The organism is Agreia sp., assembly GCF_964263775.1.
Taxonomy (GTDB): Bacteria; Actinomycetota; Actinomycetes; order Actinomycetales; family Microbacteriaceae; genus Agreia.
Map to the genome: position 1 here is coordinate 1 of NZ_CAXVWM010000011.1, position 16,324 is coordinate 16,324.

The following is a 16,324-nucleotide window of genomic DNA, read 5'->3' on the forward strand; positions in this document are numbered from 1 at the left end:
CAGGGTGTTGCTCGCCGCGGACAGCTGCGTGAGGTCCGTCCCGACGACGGTGACCGAGGGGCTGCGCCACAGGCGCTGCGCGAGGGGTCCGTGGCCCAGGAGGGCCACCCCCTCGAGCACGCCGGCTCCGGCGCGCAGCGAGTCCTCGTCGACCTCGACGTCCGGGACGTCCCCCACGTGCAGGCCGGGGACCGCGAGCGACCCGTCCTCCGCGCGCAGCCGGTCCAGCAGGCGGACCAGCGCGGTCGCGGCGTCGGGCACCGGGCCGCCGTTGAGGCCCGAGTGCACCGCGTGGTCGAGGGTCGAGACGGTGACCTCCGCGTCCACGAGGCCGCGCAGCGAGGTCGTGAGCGATGGTCGGTCCACGGAGAGGTTGTCGGAGTCGGCGACGACGATGACGTCGGAGAAGAGGCGGTCGCGGTGCATGTCGAGGAAAGACGAGAACGAGCGCGAGCCGAACTCCTCCTCTCCCTCGATGAAAACGACGAGTCCCAGGTCGAACTCGTTCTGCGTCGCCTCGACGAGGGCGCGAACCGCCGCGATGTGCGACACGACGCCGGCCTTGTCGTCGGATGCCCCACGCCCGTACAGGCGATCGCCGCGGATGGTGGGTTCATAGGGCGCGGACTGCCAGTCGGCATCGTCGCCGGGAGGCTGCACATCGTGGTGCGCGTAGAGAAGCACTGTCGGGCGGCCGTTCTTCGCGGGCCGCGACGCGAGCACAGCGGGCTGTCCGAGTGAGCCCTCCGGAGTCTCGGCCTGCGACACGATGACGGAGTCGAATGCGCCCGTCTGTTCGAGCAGAGAGGCGACCTTCTCTGCGCTCTGGGCGACGAACGCGCCATCGAACGCATCCCATGACACAGAGGGGATGCGCACGAGGTCGGTCAGGTCCGAAATGGATGCGGGCAGGTTCTGCTGCACGATGCCGCGCACCGCCCGCTGCAGCTCGCTGTCGTTCGACGATGTCGTGCCCATGTTCTGTGTCATAGAGGTAAACTTTATACTTCTGCACTTTTCGGCAAGGACGTACATCGTGGCCAAAGACAAAGCCCCCGCTCTCGACGCACCGCGCGATGCGAACTTCGACGACGCCCCATTCAGCGGCAAGGGCCACGCAACTCCGACTCGTAAAGAGCGCGAGGCCGCCAACAAGCGGCCCCTCGTCGCCGGCGACAACAAAGACGCGCGCAAGGCGTCTCGCGCGAAGCTTCAGGAATCCCGCGACAAGGCGCGCATCGGCATGGCGAACGGGGAGGAGAAGTTCCTCCCCATCCGCGACAAGGGTGCGCAGCGTCGGTACATTCGCGACTACGTCGACGCTCGGTTCAGTCTGGGCGAGGTCATGATCCCGGTGATGTTCGCCGTCATCCTGGCGACTCTCGTTCCCAATCCCACGGTGCAGACCGCCCTGATGCTCGCGCTCTACGCGTTCGTCATCCTGGTCGTGGCCGACAGCCTCCTTCTGGGCTGGCTCGTCACCCGCAAGCTCAAGGCGAAATTCGGCGAGGGCAAAGTCGAGAAGGGCGTGCGCTGGTACGCGGCGATGCGCGCCCTGCAGCTGCGCCCCCTACGACTGCCCAAGCCGCAGGTCAAGCGCGGCGACTACCCCGCCTGATCAATCACCACGCCGCTTCTGCCGACGCCGCTTTCGCTATGAAGTTCATCACCACGATCGTGCTCGAGGGCAATAACACGGGCATCGAAGTGCCCGAGCATGTGATGTCGGCCCTGGGAACCGCGAAAAGAATTCCTGTCGTCGTCACTCTGGGTGGCCACACCTATCGCAGCAGCGTCGCGCCCTACAGGGGCCGTCTGATGATCTCCCTCAGCGCCGCCAATCGCCAGGCGGCAGGAGTCGCCGGTGGCGACGAGGTCGAGGTCGAACTGCAGCCCGACACGACTGCTCGCACCGTCACGGTTCCCGACGATCTCGCAGAGGCGCTCCGCGAAGAAGGCGACGCGAAAGCGCGCTTCGAATCGCTCTCGTACAGCAACCAGAACCGCATCGTGCTCTCGGTCGAGTCGGCCAAGACCGACGCGACCCGGGCCCGCAGAATCGACGCCGCCCTCAGCGAACTGCGCTGATTCACGCGTGCCCGCGGATCGGCGCTAATTCTTATCGGCCGCGATCAGTCGGTCGAGGCCGCGGTTCACGCGGCGAGCCCACAGCGGCCCGACATACAGAAAAGCCGTGTAGCCCTGCACGAGGGTCGCTCCCGCTCGCAGACGTTCAGCAACATCCTGCGCCGTCTCGACCCCGCCGACGGAGATAACGCAGAGCTCGGCCGGCACGACCGACCGGATGACGCGCAAAACCTCGAGGGACCTCGCCGCGAGCGGGGTCCCGGACAGTCCTCCGGCGCCGGCCGCCTCGATGGTCTTCTCGTCGGTGCGGAGGCCCGTACGCGACAGCGTCGTGTTCGTGGCGATGATGCCGTCGAGGCTCAGCTCGACGACGAGCCGGGCCACTCGTTTTACCTCGTCGTCGGTCAGGTCGGGCGCGATCTTGACGAGAAGCGGAGTACTGCCGGCCTCGGTCTTGACAGCCTTCAACAGCGGCTCCAGCCTCTCGATCTCCTGCAGTCCACGAAGGCCCGGCGTGTTCGGAGAGCTGACGTTGACCACGAGGTAGTCGGCCACGGGCGCGAGCGCCCGCGTGCTCGCGATGTAGTCGCCGATCGCATCGTCGACCGCGACGACGCGGCTTTTTCCGATGTTGACGCCGATCACGGGCCGGCCGGGGTGCGCCGTGGCCCGCGCCACCCGGAGCGACGCCTGGGCCGCTCCCCCGTTGTTGAACCCCATGCGATTCACCACCGCCCTGTCGGGGATGAGGCGGAACAGGCGGGGCCTGTCGTTGCCGGGCTGAGAGAGCGCCGTGATGGTGCCCACCTCGACGTGCCCGAAGCCGAGGGCGCCGAGGCCCCGGATGCCGCGGGCATCCTTGTCGAAACCGGCGGCGAGACCGAACGGGGTCGCGAACTCGAGCCCCAGCGTGTGCACGGCGTGCGATGACCGCGGATACGTGAATCGTTGTAGCAGGCGAGCGATTCCGAGGCGCGGGATGAGACGTATCACCGTGAAGGCGAGGTGATGGGCCCGTTCCGGGTCTATGCGGGTCAACACGAGGGAGAAGAGAAGGGCGTACATCACTCGACCGGTGCCGGGCTGTCGTCGATCGAGCGCGACGCCGCGTGCTCGACCCGCAGAAGCGTGATCGCCTCCTCGAAGTCCTCGAGCGAATCGAACCCCTGATAGACACTGGCGAACCTGAGGTATGCCACCTCGTCGAGTTCGCGAAGAGGCTGCAGGATGGCGAGACCGATGTCGTTCGCCTCGATCTGCGCGGCTCCGCTGAGCCTGACGGTCTCTTCGACTCGCTGGGCCAGGATCGCCAGGTCGGAGTCGGTGACGGGTCGACCCTGGCATGCTTTGCGCACGCCGCTCACGATCTTGTCTCGGCTGAACGGCACGACGACACCGCTGCGCTTGATGACGTTGAGACTCGCGGTCTCGGTCGTGCTGAAGCGTCGACCGCACTCGGGGCACTGGCGTCGGCGCCGGATCGCAAGGCCGTCATCGGTCGTTCGGGAATCGACGACGCGAGAATCCGGGTAGCGGCAGTACGGGCAGAACATGTCTCACGTGGCCTAACGGTCGGAGGAATTGAAACGGGCGGCCACGGCCTCGGCATGGGCCGGAAGGTTCTCGGATTCGGCGAGCGCATGGATGCGGCCGCTCACCTCGCTGAGGGCGGCGCTGTCATAGCGGATGATCTGCTGGGGCCGCAGGAAGGTGTAGGCACCGAGGCCGGATGAGAACCGCGACTGCCCCCCGGTGGGAAGCACATGATTGGAGCCGGCAAGGTAGTCGCCGAGGCTGACCGGAGAGTAGGAGCCCATGAAGATCGCTCCGGCGCTGTGAATCAAGGGAAGGAGCGCGTCGGGATCGCTCGTCTGGATCTCGAGGTGCTCGGGGCTATAGGCGTTGCTGAAGTCGGCCGCCGCAACGAGGTCGTCGACGAGCACGATCGCCGATTGGACACCTCCGAGAGCGACCGCGACCCTTTGGGCGTGGCGCGTCGAGCGTGCCGCATCGTCGAGGAGGGAGCGCACCGAGTCGGCGAGTTCGGGCGAATCGGTCACCAGCACGGCCGCGGCGAGTTCGTCGTGTTCGGCCTGACTCACCAGATCGGCGACGACGAACGCCGCGGTGGCGCTCGCGTCGGCGATGACCAGGATCTCGGTGGGGCCTGCCTCCGAGTCGATGCCGGTTCGTCCGCGCACGATGCGTTTTGCCGCAGCGACGTAGACGTTGCCGGGCCCGGTGATGACCTGCACGGGGTCGAGGCCGAGCGACGGGATGCCGTGGGCGAGCGCACCGATCGCCCCGGCGCCCCCCATGGCGTAGACCTCGCGGATACCCAGCAGGCCCGCGGCCCCGAGGATCGTCGGGTGCACAGATCCGTCGAATTCCCGCTGCGGGGGTGAGACCAGGGCGATCGATGCGACCCCGGCCACCTGTGCCGGCACCACGTTCATGACAACGCTCGACGGATAGACGGCCTTGCCGCCGGGCACGTAGAGTCCGACCCTGTCGACCGGCTGCCACCGCTGCTCGACGACAGCCCCCGTGGCCAGTGTGGTTGTCGTCGACGCGGGCACCTGCGCCCGCGTGGCCTGGCGCACCCGGTCGATCGCCGATTCGAGAGCCGAGCGCACCTCGGGATCGAGCCGTGACACCGCGTCGTCGATCTCGCTCTGCGCGACGCGGATCGACCGGGGCGAAACGCCGTCGAATCGTCGCGCCTGGTCGAGGATCGCCTGCTCTCCTCGATCGACGACCTCGTCTATCAACTGCTGGGCGGCGACCTGGGCTACCGACACGTCGATGAGCGAACGAGGCACCAGGTCGATGAGTTCTGAAGGGCTAGGCTTGTGACCCCGAAGGTCGATCGTCTGAATCATGGCCTGTTCATTGTATTGGCCGTTCTCCGGTTGCCGCCGCCGCAGGGAATAGCTCACACTCTGCGTCGCGTTGGAGGACTGTGTGACCGATACGACTCAGCCTGAAGCTCCCGAGGGCACGCAGAGCCAACCGCAGACCCCCGACGATCTTCTGGCCTTCAAACAGGCGTTCCGGCGTCATGCCGCCGGGGTCGCCGTGGTCACCGCTCTTTCGCCCGAAGGCGACCCCGTCGGCTTCACGGCCACCTCGCTGTCGTCCCTCTCCGCCGTGCCGCCGATGGCGACCTTCAACATGGCCCGATCGGCCAGCGCCTGGCGGGCGATCGCCGAGACCGAATTCGTGGCGATCCACATGCTCGGATCGCGTAACAGACCTGTCGCCGAGATCATGTCGGGCGACCACGCGCTGCGTTTCGAGGGTGACCACTGGCGCACTGGGCCGCACGGCCTTCCGGTGCTCACCGACGTCACCGCATGGATGGTGGGTCGCATCATCGGACGCATGCCCCTGCACAACAACGCGGTCGTGGCGGTTCAGATCGTCGAGGGCGGCCTCGGCGACGACGACGAGGCACTGCTGTACCACGAGCGCGCATACAGGCTGCTCGGCGACCACGCCTAGGCGTCAGGCCAGGCAGTTGGGCCCGAGCAGCGACTTCAACTCCCCGTAGAGATCGGCGGAGACGCGCACGGGGTAGGGAATCTCGAAGACGCGCGCCGTCTGGCCCTTGACGAGCTTCAGTCGCACCTCGGTGTCGCCCGAGTGGCGAATCAGCACGTCGTTCAGTGCCTGCACCGTGTCAGTGGTGGCCCTGGCCTCGGTCAGCGAGATCTCGACAGGACCGGAGCCGCCGGCCTGGCCGAGGTCGGGTGAGAACAGGCTGAAGGCATGCAGATTCAGTCCGTCGTCGCGCATGCTCACCCGGCCGCGAACAACGACGATCGCGTCATTCGTCAGGGCCGGCGCGAACTCCTGGTACGACTTGCCCATGAACATCGCCGTGACCTCGCCGCCGAAGTCCTCGATCTGGATCATGCCGTACTGGTTGCCGCTGTTGCGCGCCGTGCGGTGCTGCACGTTGGTGATGAGGCCCGCGACCGTCACCTGGTCTCCGTCTTGAGTGTTCTCGTTGGCGAGCAGGTCGGTGATCGATGTCGATGCGTGCTTCGCGAGAGGAATCTCCAGGCCCGCCAGGGGGTGATCCGACACGTAGAGGCCGAGCATCTCGCGTTCGAAGGCGAGCTTGTCGCGCTTCGTCCACTCCGGTCGCTCCGGCACCTGGCTCTCGGCGTGCGGCTCGTCCCAGAGGCTGTCGAAGTCGAATCCGACCTGCCCGTTCGCCTCGGCCCTCTTGTCGCTGACGGCGCTCTCGACCGCATCCTCGTGGATCTCCATGAGAGCGCGGCGCGACGATCCGAGCGAGTCGAACGCGCCCGCTTTGATCAGCGACTCGATCGCCCGCTTGTTCGTCACGGGGAGGGGCACTTTGCGCAGAAAATCGTGGAACGACTCGAAACGGCTTTTCTGCTCGCGGGCGCCTGTGATTCCGTCGACGACGTTGAAGCCGACGTTGCGCACAGCGCCGAGACCGAAACGGATGTCCTCACCTACGGCCGCGAAGAATCCGATCGATTCGTTGACATCGGGTGGAAGCACCTTGATGTTCATGCGGCGACACTCATTCAGGTAGATCGCCATCTTGTCTTTCGAGTCGCCGACGCTCGTCAGCAGCGCCGCCATGTATTCGGCCGGATAGTGCGCCTTGAGGTAGGCGGTCCAGTAGGAGACAACGCCGTAGGCCGCGGAATGCGCCTTGTTGAAGGCGTAGTCGGAGAACGGCAGCAGTATGTCCCAGAGGGTCTGCACGGCGGCCATCGAGTATCCGTTGGCCTTCATGCCCGCCGAGAAGCCCTCGAACTGCTTGTCGAGCTCTGACTTCTTCTTCTTGCCCATGGCACGGCGCAGCAGGTCGGCCTGGGCGAGCGTGAACCCCGCCAGCTTCTGCGCGATCGACATGACCTGCTCCTGATAGACGATCAGGCCGTAGGTCGTTCCGAGCACTTCGAACAGGGGCTCCTCGAGCTCGGCGTGAATGGGCGTGATCGGCTGCAGGGCGTTCTTGCGAAGCGCGTAGTTGGTGTGGGAGTCGGCTCCCATGGGCCCGGGTCTATACAGCGCGAGCACGGCCGAGATGTCTTCGAAGTTGTCGGGCTTCATGAGCCTGAGGAGCGACCGCATGGCGCCGCCGTCGAGCTGGAACACACCGAGCGTGTCTCCCCTGGCCAGCAGTTCGTACGACGGAACGTCGTCGAGCTCGAGGTCTTCGAGCACGGGCCTGTGACCGCGGTTCGACTGGATGTTGTCGAGGGCGTCGTCGATGATGGTGAGGTTTCGGAGCCCCAGGAAATCCATCTTGATGAGACCGAGCGCCTCGGCGGCCGGATAGTCGAACTGGGTGACGATCTGCCCGTCCTGCTCCCGCTTCATGATCGGGATGATGTCGATGAGCGGCTCGCTCGACATGATGACGCCGGCAGCGTGGACACCCCACTGCCTCTTGAGGTTCTCGATGCCGACGGCGGTGTCGAAGACCGTTCGAGCCTCAGGATCGCCTTCGATCACGGCGCGGATGTCGGAGGCCTCTTTGTAGCGAGGGTGCTGGGAATCGAAGATGCCTGAGAGCGGGATGTCTTTTCCCATGATGGGTGGGGGCATCGCCTTGGTGAGCTTGTCGCCCATTCCGAATGGAAAGCCGAGCACGCGCGAGGAGTCCTTCAAGGCCTGCTTGGCCTTGATGGTGCCGTAGGTCACGATCTGGGCCACGCGTTCGTCGCCGTACTTGTCGGTGACGTATTTGATGACCTCGCCTCGACGGCGGTCGTCGAAGTCGACATCGAAGTCGGGCATGGAGACACGATCGGGGTTGAGGAACCGCTCGAAGATCAGCCCGTGCCTGATGGGATCGAGATCGGTGATGTTCATGGCGTAGGCCACCATCGACCCGGCTCCGGATCCGCGGCCCGGACCAACTCGGATGCCGTTCTTCTTCGACCAGTTGATGAAGTCGGCCACGACGAGGAAGTATCCGGGAAAGCCCATCTGCAGGATGACGCCCGTCTCGTACTCGGCGCGTGCCCGCACGTCGTCGGGGATACCGGCGGGATAACGGGCGATGAGGCCCGCCTCGACCTCGGTGATCAACCAGCTGTCTTCTGTCTGCCCTTCGGGCACCGGGAATCGAGGCATGTAGTTGGCGGACGTGTTGAAGACGGTCTCGCAGCGTTCGGCGATGAGCAGGGTGTTGTCGCACGCTTCAGGGTGATCGCGGAAGAGGTGGCGCATCTCGGCCGCCGATTTGAGGTAGAACTCGTCGGCGTCGAACTTGAATCGATTCGGGTCGGACAGGGTCGAACCCGACTGCACGCAGAGCAGCGCAGCGTGGCTGGTGGCGTCGTGTGCGTGCGTGTAGTGCAAGTCGTTGGTTGCGACCAGCGGCAGGCCGAGCTCTTTCGCGAGTCGAAGCAGATCGGGCATGATCTGTCTTTCGATGCCCAGTCCATGATCCATGATCTCGGCGAAGTAGTTCTCTGCACCGAAGATGTCGCGGTAGTCGCTCGCCGCCTTGCGCGCCTCGTCGTACTGCCCGAGTCGCAGCCGCGTCTGGATCTCGCCGCTCGGGCATCCGGTCGTGGCGATGAGCCCGGTCGAGTACATGCTCAACAGTTCGCGGTCCATCCGCGGCTTGAAGTAGTAGCCCTCGATCGACGCGCGCGACGAGAGCCGGAACAGGTTGTGCATGCCCTCGGTGGTTTCGGACAACAGGGTCATGTGCGTGTACGCACCCGAGCCGGAGACGTCGTCGCGACCGGAGTTCGGCCCACCCCATTTGACGCGCGTCTTGTCGCCGCGGGCCGTCCCCGGCGTGATGTACGCCTCGGTTCCGATGATCGGCTTGATTCCCGCCTCGGTCGCAGTCTTCCAGAAGTCGAAGGCCCCGAACACGTTTCCGTGGTCGGTCACGGCGACGGCCGGCATGCCCTGTTCGACGGCCGCCTCGATCAGCGGTTTCACCCGCGCGGCACCGTCGAGCATCGAGTACTCGCTGTGCACGTGAAGGTGAACGAATGAATCGTGGGAAGGCACAGATAACTCCGACTGAAGCTGGGGTGAGGTCTCAAGTTTATGTCGGCTCCCCCGACACGAGACGTCAGTCGCCGCGAAGAATCTCGAGCGCGTTCAGAAGATCGAGCGGATACGTCGACTCGAACGAGACGTAGTCGCGGGTTCTCGGATGCACGAAGCCGAGACGCTTCGCGTGCAGCCACTGACGCGTCAGACCGAGACGGTCGGAGATCGTGGGATCCGCTCCATACATCGCGTCGCCGACGCACGGATGCCTCTGTGCGGCCATGTGCACGCGAATCTGATGGGTGCGGCCCGTCTCGAGATGAACCTCGAGCAGTGACGCCGACGGGAACGCCTCGAGGGTTTCGTAGTGTGTCACGCTCGGCTTGCCGGCCGCGGTCACCGCGAACTTCCAATCGGAGCGCGGGTGGCGTCCGATCGGCGCGTCGATCGTGCCGGCCAGCGGATCGGGGTGCCCCTGCACAACCGCGTGATAGATCTTGTCGACCTCCCTGTCGTGGAAGGCCTTCTTGAGCCAGGTGTAGGCATCTTCGCTCTTCGCGACGACCATCAACCCACTGGTGCCGGCGTCGAGCCGGTGCACGATTCCTGCCCTTTCGGACGCGCCGCTCGTGGAGATGCGGAAGCCCGCGCCCGCCAGTGCGCCGAGAACGGTCGCGCCGGTCCAGCCGACAGACGGGTGGGCGGCGACACCCACGGGCTTGTCGATCACCACGATGTCGTCGTCGTCGTAGACGATGCCGAGGTCGGGAACGTCGATCGGAACGATCCTGGCCTCGGTCTTGGGGCTCCACGTGACCTCGAGCCAGGAATCAGACTTCAGCCTGTCGGACTTCGAGACCACGACGCCGTCGACGCTCACTCCGCCGGCATCGAGGATCTCAGCGGCGAAAGTGCGCGAGAATCCGAGCATCTTCGCCAGCGCGGCGTCGACGCGTGTGCCGTCGAGGCCGTCGGGAACAGGAAAAGATCGACTCTCGGCCATCAGGAGTTCTCGGCTTGGGAAGCCGACGAGGACTCCTCGAGCTCGCGGGACTCGTCGCCCGGGCTTGCCGGACGCGAGCCGTCGAGGCCGATGCCGCGCACGGTCAGAATGAGGAAGAGACCCATGCTGACGACGATCGCCGAGTCGGCGATGTTGAAGATGGCCGGCAGCAGTGGGATGCGGAGGAAGTCGACCACGTGGCCGATTCCGAAGCCCGGCTCGCGAAACAGACGATCCGTGAGGTTGCCCAGCACGCCGCCGAGCAGCAGCCCGAAGACGACGGCCCAGCCGAGCGATCGGATGCGCCGCGCGAACCAGACGATGAAGAGGGTGACCGCAGACGCGAGAATCGAGAAGATCCACGTGTAGGCGTTGCCTATGGAGAAAGCGGCACCCGGATTCTTGACGAACTGGAACTGGAGGAGGTCGCCCAGCACGGGGACGACCTCATCCGGTTTCAGCGTGGTGACGACGAGGTATTTCGAACCTTGATCGAGGATTAACGCGGCGAGAGCAACGAGAACCAGGACGACCAGGACCCTGGGACTGGCCTTCGCGGCAGTCCTAGCCTCCAAAGCCGGTGTAGCTGGGTGCAGCGGAACTCGATCCGCCTTCGGTGCCCGACGAGTCGAGGTCGCGGAGCTGGCCCTCGATGTAGCTCTTCAGCTTCACGCGGTAGTCCTTCTCGAACGATCGCAGTTCGTCGATGCGGTGCTCGATGCCCGCCTTCTCCTGGTTGAAGCGTGCGAGATCATTGCGCTGCTTCGTCTCGGCCTCGGCGACGATGCGCGCGGCGGTCGCGTGGCCCTCGGCGATGAGCGAGTCGCGCTTGTCCGCGCCCTCCTTGACGTGCTCGTCGTGGAGACGGCGCGCGAGCTGGAGGAGATTGGTGGTCGAGGCGGCGTCATCATCGGCTGCGGGCGCAGGAACGGCGGAGACGGGAGCCGGCGCGGCAGCGACGGGTTCAGGAAGGACCTGGTCGGCGACAGGCTCATCGGCGACAGGCTCGGAGACGACGGGCGCGTCGGCCGACGCCGACGGAGCGGAGCCGCCTGAGGAGAGCTGAGCGCGGAGCTCGTCATTCTCTTGCGTCAGTCGACGGAGTTCGACGACGACCTCGTCCAGGAAGTCATCGACCTCGTCCTGGTCGTAGCCCTCGCGGAACTTGGTCTGCGCGAAGCGCTTGTTAACAACGTCTTCGGGAGTTAACGCCATGTTCTTCCACCTTTATTACTTTTGACGAACGGGGATATCGCTAGCCAACGCTAGCAATAAACACGGCGGCAGGCCGAAAGACCTGCTGGCACGTGTCTCGATTGTGCAAGACACAGACTACAACGAGCTACACGGAATACCTGACGAAGTTGACGATGGACATGGCGATGATCACGAGGAGCATCACGATGCTCCACCCGAAATCGAACGCCACGGGCCCGAGCCTGAGCGGTGGGATGATACGCCGGAAGAACTTGATCGGCGGGTCGGTGACCGTGTACGCGATCTCGGCCACGAACAGCACGAACCCGGCAGGTCGCCAGGATCGCTGAAAGCTCTGCACGAGATCGAGGACGAAGCGCCCCCACATGAGGAAGAAATACACGAGCAGCGCGTAATACGCGACCGTCGCGATGATGATGACGAGTGAACCCACTCGTCAATTATGACTGGACGAAGAAGGACGACTCCGCACGCGTGTCCGCCGTGGTGTCGCCCGAGACCGAGACGTGCGAAGGCGAGAGCAGGAACACCTTGCTCGTCACACGCTCGATCTTGCCGTAGAGGCCTTGCGAGAGGCCGCCTGCGAAGTCGATGAGGCGTCGCGCATCGGCATCGGTCATCTGCGACAGGTTGATGATGACGGGAATGCCTTCGCGGAAATTCTCTGCGATGACCTGCGCATCTTTGTATTGCTTGGGGTGGACCGTGAGGATCTCGTTCATTTCAGTGGGTGCCGCGTTCTTCTGGATGTGCGTTTTGCGCAACGGAGTAACCGGTGCCCGCGTTGCGGCCGGTGCGGTGTGCGTCTGCGCCGAGTGGGACTGGGGAGCGGGGACCGGGGCGACGGGACCGGGGGCGGGAGTCTCGTACTCCAGCTCTTCGTCCGCCAGGCCCAGGTACACCATCGTCTTGCGAAGCGGGTTGGCCATTGTGTTCCTCCGGTTTGTGGTTCAGGTGCCTAGTCGCAAGATTAACCGCCCGTCGGGCGATTCCCCGTGATTGCGGTACCAATTCGTAGGTGTGTCGCCCCTTCGGCGATGGCCTCTTCGAAATCGGCCGACATTCCCGCTGAGATCGACGTCGCGGCGGGTGCGACGAGCCGGATGCGTTCGGACAGTTCGCGGACTCGCGCGAACGCGGCGCGGGGATCTGCGCCCAGCGGCGCGACCGCCATCAAGCCTTCGAGGCGGATGCCCGGGGCTCGTAGCGCGTGTTCGGTCAGCGTGTCGAGCTGGTCGGGTGAGACTCCCCCGCGGGCGGGATCATCTGTGAGGTTCACCTGCAGGAAGATCGAGGTCAGGGCGTCATGCGACGCAAGGGCGTCGATGAGAGTGGCCCGGTCGACCGACTGGATCACGCGCGCATATGATCGCACCTGCCTGGCCTTGTTGCCCTGCAGCTGACCCACGAAGTGCCAGCGCAGGTCGATCAAGTCGGCGAGCTCGATGGCTTTCTCGCGTGCCTCCTGGTGACGATTCTCTGCGACGTCGCGAACACCGAGCCCGTATAGTTCGCGCACGAGCGACGCCGGGTGGAACTTCGTGACCGGGATGATCGTGAGTTCGTCGGCGCTCCTCCCCGACCGGGCCGCAGCGGCTGCGACCCGGTCGGTGACCTCGGAGAGTCGGTCGTCGAGGCTCACTTGAGGAAGTCGGGAACGTCCAGGTCGGTGTCGTCGTCTTCAGATGCAGGGTCGAAGGCGACTGCGCCGGTGAGGTGGTGTTCGCCCGTCTGCGACCACGACGGCGTCTCGGCCGGCCGTTCCTCGGCGTGACGCACGGGAGCGAGTGTCGAGATGGCCGTTCCGCCCGGACCGTAGGGATCTTTTTCGTCGGACGACGCGACGAAGCTTCCGCGGCGCTCGACGGTGGTGTCACCACCGTCGAAGCCGGCCGCGATAACGGTGACGCGGACCTCGTCGCCGAGGGTGTCGTCGATGACCGCGCCGAAGATGATGTTCGCCTCGGGGTGCACCGCATCCTGCACGAGCTTCGCGGCATCATTGATCTCGAAGATTCCGAGGTTCGAACCGCCCTGGATGGAGAGCAGAACGCCGTGTGCGCCCTCGATGCTCGCCTCGAGAAGCGGCGAGGCCACCGCGAGTTCTGCGGCCTTGATCGCCCTGTCCGCCCCGCGCGACGAACCGATGCCCATGAGGGCCGAACCGGCGCCTTGCATGACGCTTTTCACATCGGCGAAGTCGAGATTGATGAGTCCGGGCGTCGTGATGAGGTCGGTTATGCCCTGCACGCCGGCGAGAAGAACCTGGTCGGCTGTCGAGAAGGCCTCGAGCATGCTGATGCCGCGATCGCTGATCTCGAGCAGACGATCGTTGGGTACGACGATGAGCGTGTCGACCTCGTTCTTGAGGGTCGCGACGCCGTCTTCGGCCTGCGCCGCACGTCGCTTGCCCTCGAAGCCGAACGGCTTGGTCACGACACCGATGGTCAGCGCGCCGATGGACTTCGCGATGCGCGCGACGACGGGAGCGCCGCCTGTTCCGGTTCCGCCACCCTCGCCCGCGGTAACGAAGACCATGTCGGCACCGGAGAGCGCCTCTTCGATCTCTTCGGCGTGGTCTTCGGCGGCGCGCCGCCCCACCTCGGGGTCGGCTCCGGCGCCGAGTCCGCGGGTGAGCTCACGGCCGACGTCGAGCTTCACGTCGGCGTCGCTCATGAGCAGAGCCTGCGCGTCGGTGTTGATGGCGATGAACTCGACACCGCGCAGTCCGAGCTCGATCATGCGGTTGACGGCGTTGACGCCCCCGCCGCCGATGCCGACAACTTTGATGACTGCGAGATAGTTCTGGTTGGTTGTCACGTCCGGCCTCCGCTGGAACCCTAAACCTCTAGCTGAGACTTAAAGTTATATCGAGTATGTATTTCTTTGTGTCGAACCTACGGGGGCCGCCCTGTCCTTGACCCGCACAGGCCCCGCGTGTCGCGAACTGAACCCCGAACTCCGCGTGCCGCGGTTCGCGTCGGCGCGGTCAGTGGGTGATCGGCGCCTCGGGCGAAGAGACGTCATACTCGGTGACGTTCGGAATGGCGGGATTCGAGATCATGCCGGCGAGAATTCGGGCCTTGAGTGCGGAGTCCTCGGCGCTCCCCCACACGATTCGCTGACCGTTCGCCAAGACGAGCGTCACGGAATCGGGCGTCGGCGCTCCCACCGAGTCGACCTGGGCGAGAAACTCGGGAGTCAATGCCAGAAGAACCTGACTTGCCGCGGCGAAACCCGGGGATTCCACCGGAGTGGCTGCGACGTCGATGATCGGATAACCCGCTGCTCGTGCCGGCGTCGTTTCGACGACGACGCCCGCGGCATCCACAAGGGCGAACGCGCCGTCTGCGGCGACCGTCACCACAGGACGCCTCTCGACGATGCGCACCACGAGGGTGTCGGGGGGCCTGGCCTCGGTGACGTAGCTCTGGATGAGCGGGAACGTCGCGAGGGATTCTTTGACCTCCCCGAAATCGACCAGGGTGAGCGGTCGCCCCAGTTGGTTCTCGAGCGCCGCCGACACCGCGGCCGCGTCGACGCGGGACGCACCCTCGACCGTGATCGTACGCACTGCGAGCAGGGGTGAATACGCGGTCAGGACCACGAGCAACACGAGCCCGGCAGCGCCCGCAAGGCCCAAGAGGTACTTGCGGCGACGTGTCCGGGTGGCCTCCGTGAACCGCCGCGCTTCGGCTCGCTCATAGGTGCGGCGGCGTCTCTCGGCGCGCGCGAGATTCTTCTCCGCGGCGGCGGCATCCTCGACCGTGGGATCGGTACGCCGGGTGAGCCACCACGGCTTGGGGCTTTCGCCGCCGCCGGTGGCTGGGCCACGTGGCTCATCCATCGATACGTCGGGCAGCGGCGGCAGCCCGGAAAAGCCGGATGCGGAACCGGTCTTCGTCGCGGACGTGCCGCCGACGGGGACGATGTCGATCGGCTCGGTGATCGCTTCGGGGATCGACTCGCTCGTCGCCCTCGCTGCGGCATCGACTGATTTTGGTGCGTTCTTCGATCGTCGCATGCCGGGCGCCGGCCGCTGCGGCTCTGCGCGCACAACCGGATGCTCGTCCCGCGGAGGCCCGGCGGGCGGCGGGGTCACGCCAGGAGGACGTTTCATGCCGCGGGCGGCACCTGAGTCTCGCGGGCCAGCGCGTCGAGCAACTGCGGCACGATGAGGTTGACATCGCCGCAGCCCAGGGTCACCACGAAGTCGCCGGGCTGGGCGATCGACGCCATGAAGTCTGCGGCCTGCTGCCAGTCGGCGATGTAGCGCACGGCGCCGGTGTCGGAGAAGCGTTCGGAGACCAACGCACCCGTCACTCCCGGAACCGGATCTTCGCGCGCTCCGCACACATCGAGCACGATCGTGAAGTCGGCCGTGCGCTCGAGGGTTTCGGCGAACTCGCCGGCCATCAGCTGGGTTCGCGAATAGAGGTGGGGCTGGTGCACGGCGATGATGCGCCCTTCGCCGACGACGGTGCGCGCCGCCGTCAGGGCGGCCGCCACCTCTGTGGGGTGATGCGCGTAGTCGTCGTAGACGCTCACTCCCCGAACCGTGTCGTGCAGCTCGAATCGGCGACCCGTTCCGCCGAAGCGGGCGATCGCATCCAGTGTCTCGGCCGCATCGAAGCCCAGGCCGACCAGAACCGCGAAGGCGCCGGCCGCGTTCAGCGCATTGTGCCGACCGGGAACGAGCAGAGAACCCGGGTAGTCGTGGCCGAGGTAGCCGATCTTGAAGGCGACGGTGTCGCCGGTCTCGACCGAGTGCAGGCGCACGTCGGCGCTAGCGTTCTCGCCGAACGTCAGAACTCGGCCGGCCTTGAGGCGCTCTGACACGCGAACGGCCCCATCGTCGTCGGTCGAGATCACGACGAGCTCTCTCGCCTCGTCGGCGAAGGTCACGAAAGCGTCTTCGACCGCGGCCACCGATCCGTAGTGGTCGAGGTGATCGGGGTCGACGTTCGTGATGAGCGCGACCGACTTGTCGTAGAGAAGGAACGA

At 65.6% G+C, this 16,324-nt stretch carries 17 protein-coding genes; 3 read left to right on the top strand and 14 right to left on the bottom strand.

Going from position 1 to position 16,324, the window contains the following annotated elements; all coding sequences use genetic code 11:
* Positions 1–990 (bottom strand): M20/M25/M40 family metallo-hydrolase (locus tag ACE5CZ_RS01060; protein ID WP_374945503.1); only part of this gene is annotated, 990 nt, incomplete at its 3' end.
* A 46-nt stretch (positions 991–1,036) separates the two neighbouring features.
* Between ACE5CZ_RS01060 and ACE5CZ_RS01065 the strand changes: the two genes are divergently transcribed.
* Together ACE5CZ_RS01065 and ACE5CZ_RS01070 are read left to right on the top strand one after the other, a co-directional pair.
* A complete protein-coding gene (locus tag ACE5CZ_RS01065) occupies positions 1,037–1,618 on the top strand; it encodes a DUF3043 domain-containing protein (protein WP_374945504.1) in 582 nt (193 codons plus the stop codon).
* A 38-nt stretch (positions 1,619–1,656) separates the two neighbouring features.
* Positions 1,657–2,088 (top strand): YdeI/OmpD-associated family protein, encoded by a 432-nt coding sequence (locus ACE5CZ_RS01070; RefSeq protein WP_374945505.1) that lies wholly within the window; start codon positions 1,657–1,659, stop codon positions 2,086–2,088.
* Between the two features lie 24 nt (positions 2,089–2,112).
* On the opposite strand, the gene ACE5CZ_RS01075 is transcribed toward ACE5CZ_RS01070, so the two are convergent.
* From ACE5CZ_RS01075 to hisD, 3 genes are read right to left on the bottom strand one after another with little or no spacing between them, the layout of a single operon-like run.
* Entirely contained in the window at positions 2,113–3,153 is a 1,041-nt protein-coding gene (locus ACE5CZ_RS01075; protein ID WP_374945506.1) for a quinone-dependent dihydroorotate dehydrogenase, read from the bottom strand.
* Positions 3,153–3,641, bottom strand: coding sequence for a transcriptional regulator NrdR (gene nrdR, locus ACE5CZ_RS01080; RefSeq protein WP_374945507.1), 489 nt, complete (start codon positions 3,639–3,641; stop codon positions 3,153–3,155). Before nrdR ends, ACE5CZ_RS01075 begins: the two co-directional genes overlap by 1 nt.
* Before the next feature lie 12 nt (positions 3,642–3,653).
* Positions 3,654–4,970, bottom strand: a complete 1,317-nt coding sequence (gene hisD / locus ACE5CZ_RS01085; RefSeq protein ID WP_374945508.1) for a histidinol dehydrogenase — start codon at positions 4,968–4,970, stop codon at positions 3,654–3,656.
* 151 nt (positions 4,971–5,121) lie between these two features.
* On the opposite strand from hisD, the gene ACE5CZ_RS01090 reads away from it, so the two are divergent.
* A complete protein-coding gene (locus tag ACE5CZ_RS01090) occupies positions 5,122–5,592 on the top strand; it encodes a flavin reductase family protein (RefSeq protein WP_374945518.1) in 471 nt (156 codons plus the stop codon).
* A gap of 3 nt (positions 5,593–5,595) precedes the next feature.
* On the opposite strand, the gene dnaE is transcribed toward ACE5CZ_RS01090, so the two are convergent.
* The 10 genes from dnaE to ACE5CZ_RS01140 all read right to left on the bottom strand — a co-directional run.
* Complete coding sequence (gene dnaE, locus ACE5CZ_RS01095) at positions 5,596–9,063, bottom strand: DNA polymerase III subunit alpha (RefSeq protein ID WP_374945519.1); 3,468 nt, start codon at positions 9,061–9,063, stop codon at positions 5,596–5,598.
* A 115-nt stretch (positions 9,064–9,178) separates the two neighbouring features.
* On the bottom strand, positions 9,179–10,102 hold the full coding sequence (locus ACE5CZ_RS01100) for an RluA family pseudouridine synthase (protein WP_374945509.1): 924 nt from the start codon (positions 10,100–10,102) through the stop codon (positions 9,179–9,181).
* Complete coding sequence (lspA, locus tag ACE5CZ_RS01105) at positions 10,102–10,677, bottom strand: signal peptidase II (protein ID WP_374945510.1); 576 nt, start codon at positions 10,675–10,677, stop codon at positions 10,102–10,104. Before lspA ends, ACE5CZ_RS01100 begins: the two co-directional genes overlap by 1 nt.
* On the bottom strand, positions 10,667–11,317 hold the full coding sequence (locus ACE5CZ_RS01110; protein WP_374945511.1) for a DivIVA domain-containing protein: 651 nt from the start codon (positions 11,315–11,317) through the stop codon (positions 10,667–10,669). Before ACE5CZ_RS01110 ends, lspA begins: the two co-directional genes overlap by 11 nt.
* A gap of 127 nt (positions 11,318–11,444) precedes the next feature.
* Positions 11,445–11,753, bottom strand: a complete 309-nt coding sequence (locus ACE5CZ_RS01115) for a YggT family protein (protein WP_374945512.1) — start codon at positions 11,751–11,753, stop codon at positions 11,445–11,447.
* 7 nt (positions 11,754–11,760) lie between these two features.
* Positions 11,761–12,249, bottom strand: coding sequence for a cell division protein SepF (locus ACE5CZ_RS01120; protein ID WP_374945513.1), 489 nt, complete (start codon positions 12,247–12,249; stop codon positions 11,761–11,763).
* Between the two features lie 41 nt (positions 12,250–12,290).
* Positions 12,291–12,962: a YggS family pyridoxal phosphate-dependent enzyme gene (locus tag ACE5CZ_RS01125; RefSeq protein WP_374945514.1), complete on the bottom strand. Its 672-nt coding sequence runs from the start codon at positions 12,960–12,962 to the stop codon at positions 12,291–12,293.
* Positions 12,959–14,140, bottom strand: a complete 1,182-nt coding sequence (ftsZ, locus tag ACE5CZ_RS01130) for a cell division protein FtsZ (protein WP_374945515.1) — start codon at positions 14,138–14,140, stop codon at positions 12,959–12,961. The genes ACE5CZ_RS01125 and ftsZ overlap by 4 nt, the downstream gene beginning before the upstream one ends.
* A 169-nt stretch (positions 14,141–14,309) precedes the next feature.
* Entirely contained in the window at positions 14,310–15,440 is a 1,131-nt protein-coding gene (locus ACE5CZ_RS01135; protein WP_374945516.1) for an FtsQ-type POTRA domain-containing protein, read from the bottom strand.
* On the bottom strand, positions 15,437–16,324 hold an 888-nt coding region (locus ACE5CZ_RS01140), incomplete at its 5' end, for a glutamate ligase domain-containing protein (protein WP_374945517.1). The genes ACE5CZ_RS01135 and ACE5CZ_RS01140, both read right to left, overlap by 4 nt.

What these genes read in the sequence shown, in the direction of transcription:
- hisD (WP_374945508.1), bottom strand. Translation starts at nt 4,970, where the DNA reads ATGATTCAGACGATCGACCTTCGGGGTCACAAGCCTAGCCCTTCAGAA.
- nrdR (WP_374945507.1), bottom strand. Translation starts at nt 3,641, where the DNA reads ATGTTCTGCCCGTACTGCCGCTACCCGGATTCTCGCGTCGTCGATTCC.
- ACE5CZ_RS01110 (WP_374945511.1), bottom strand. Translation starts at nt 11,317, where the DNA reads ATGGCGTTAACTCCCGAAGACGTTGTTAACAAGCGCTTCGCGCAGACC.
- ACE5CZ_RS01135 (WP_374945516.1), bottom strand. Translation starts at nt 15,440, where the DNA reads ATGAAACGTCCTCCTGGCGTGACCCCGCCGCCCGCCGGGCCTCCGCGG.
- ACE5CZ_RS01075 (WP_374945506.1), bottom strand. Translation starts at nt 3,153, where the DNA reads ATGTACGCCCTTCTCTTCTCCCTCGTGTTGACCCGCATAGACCCGGAA.
- dnaE (WP_374945519.1), bottom strand. Translation starts at nt 9,063, where the DNA reads ATGCTCGACGGTGCCGCGCGGGTGAAACCGCTGATCGAGGCGGCCGTC.
- ACE5CZ_RS01100 (WP_374945509.1), bottom strand. Translation starts at nt 10,102, where the DNA reads ATGGCCGAGAGTCGATCTTTTCCTGTTCCCGACGGCCTCGACGGCACA.
- ACE5CZ_RS01070 (WP_374945505.1), top strand. Translation starts at nt 1,657, where the DNA reads ATGAAGTTCATCACCACGATCGTGCTCGAGGGCAATAACACGGGCATC.
- ACE5CZ_RS01120 (WP_374945513.1), bottom strand. Translation starts at nt 12,249, where the DNA reads ATGGCCAACCCGCTTCGCAAGACGATGGTGTACCTGGGCCTGGCGGAC.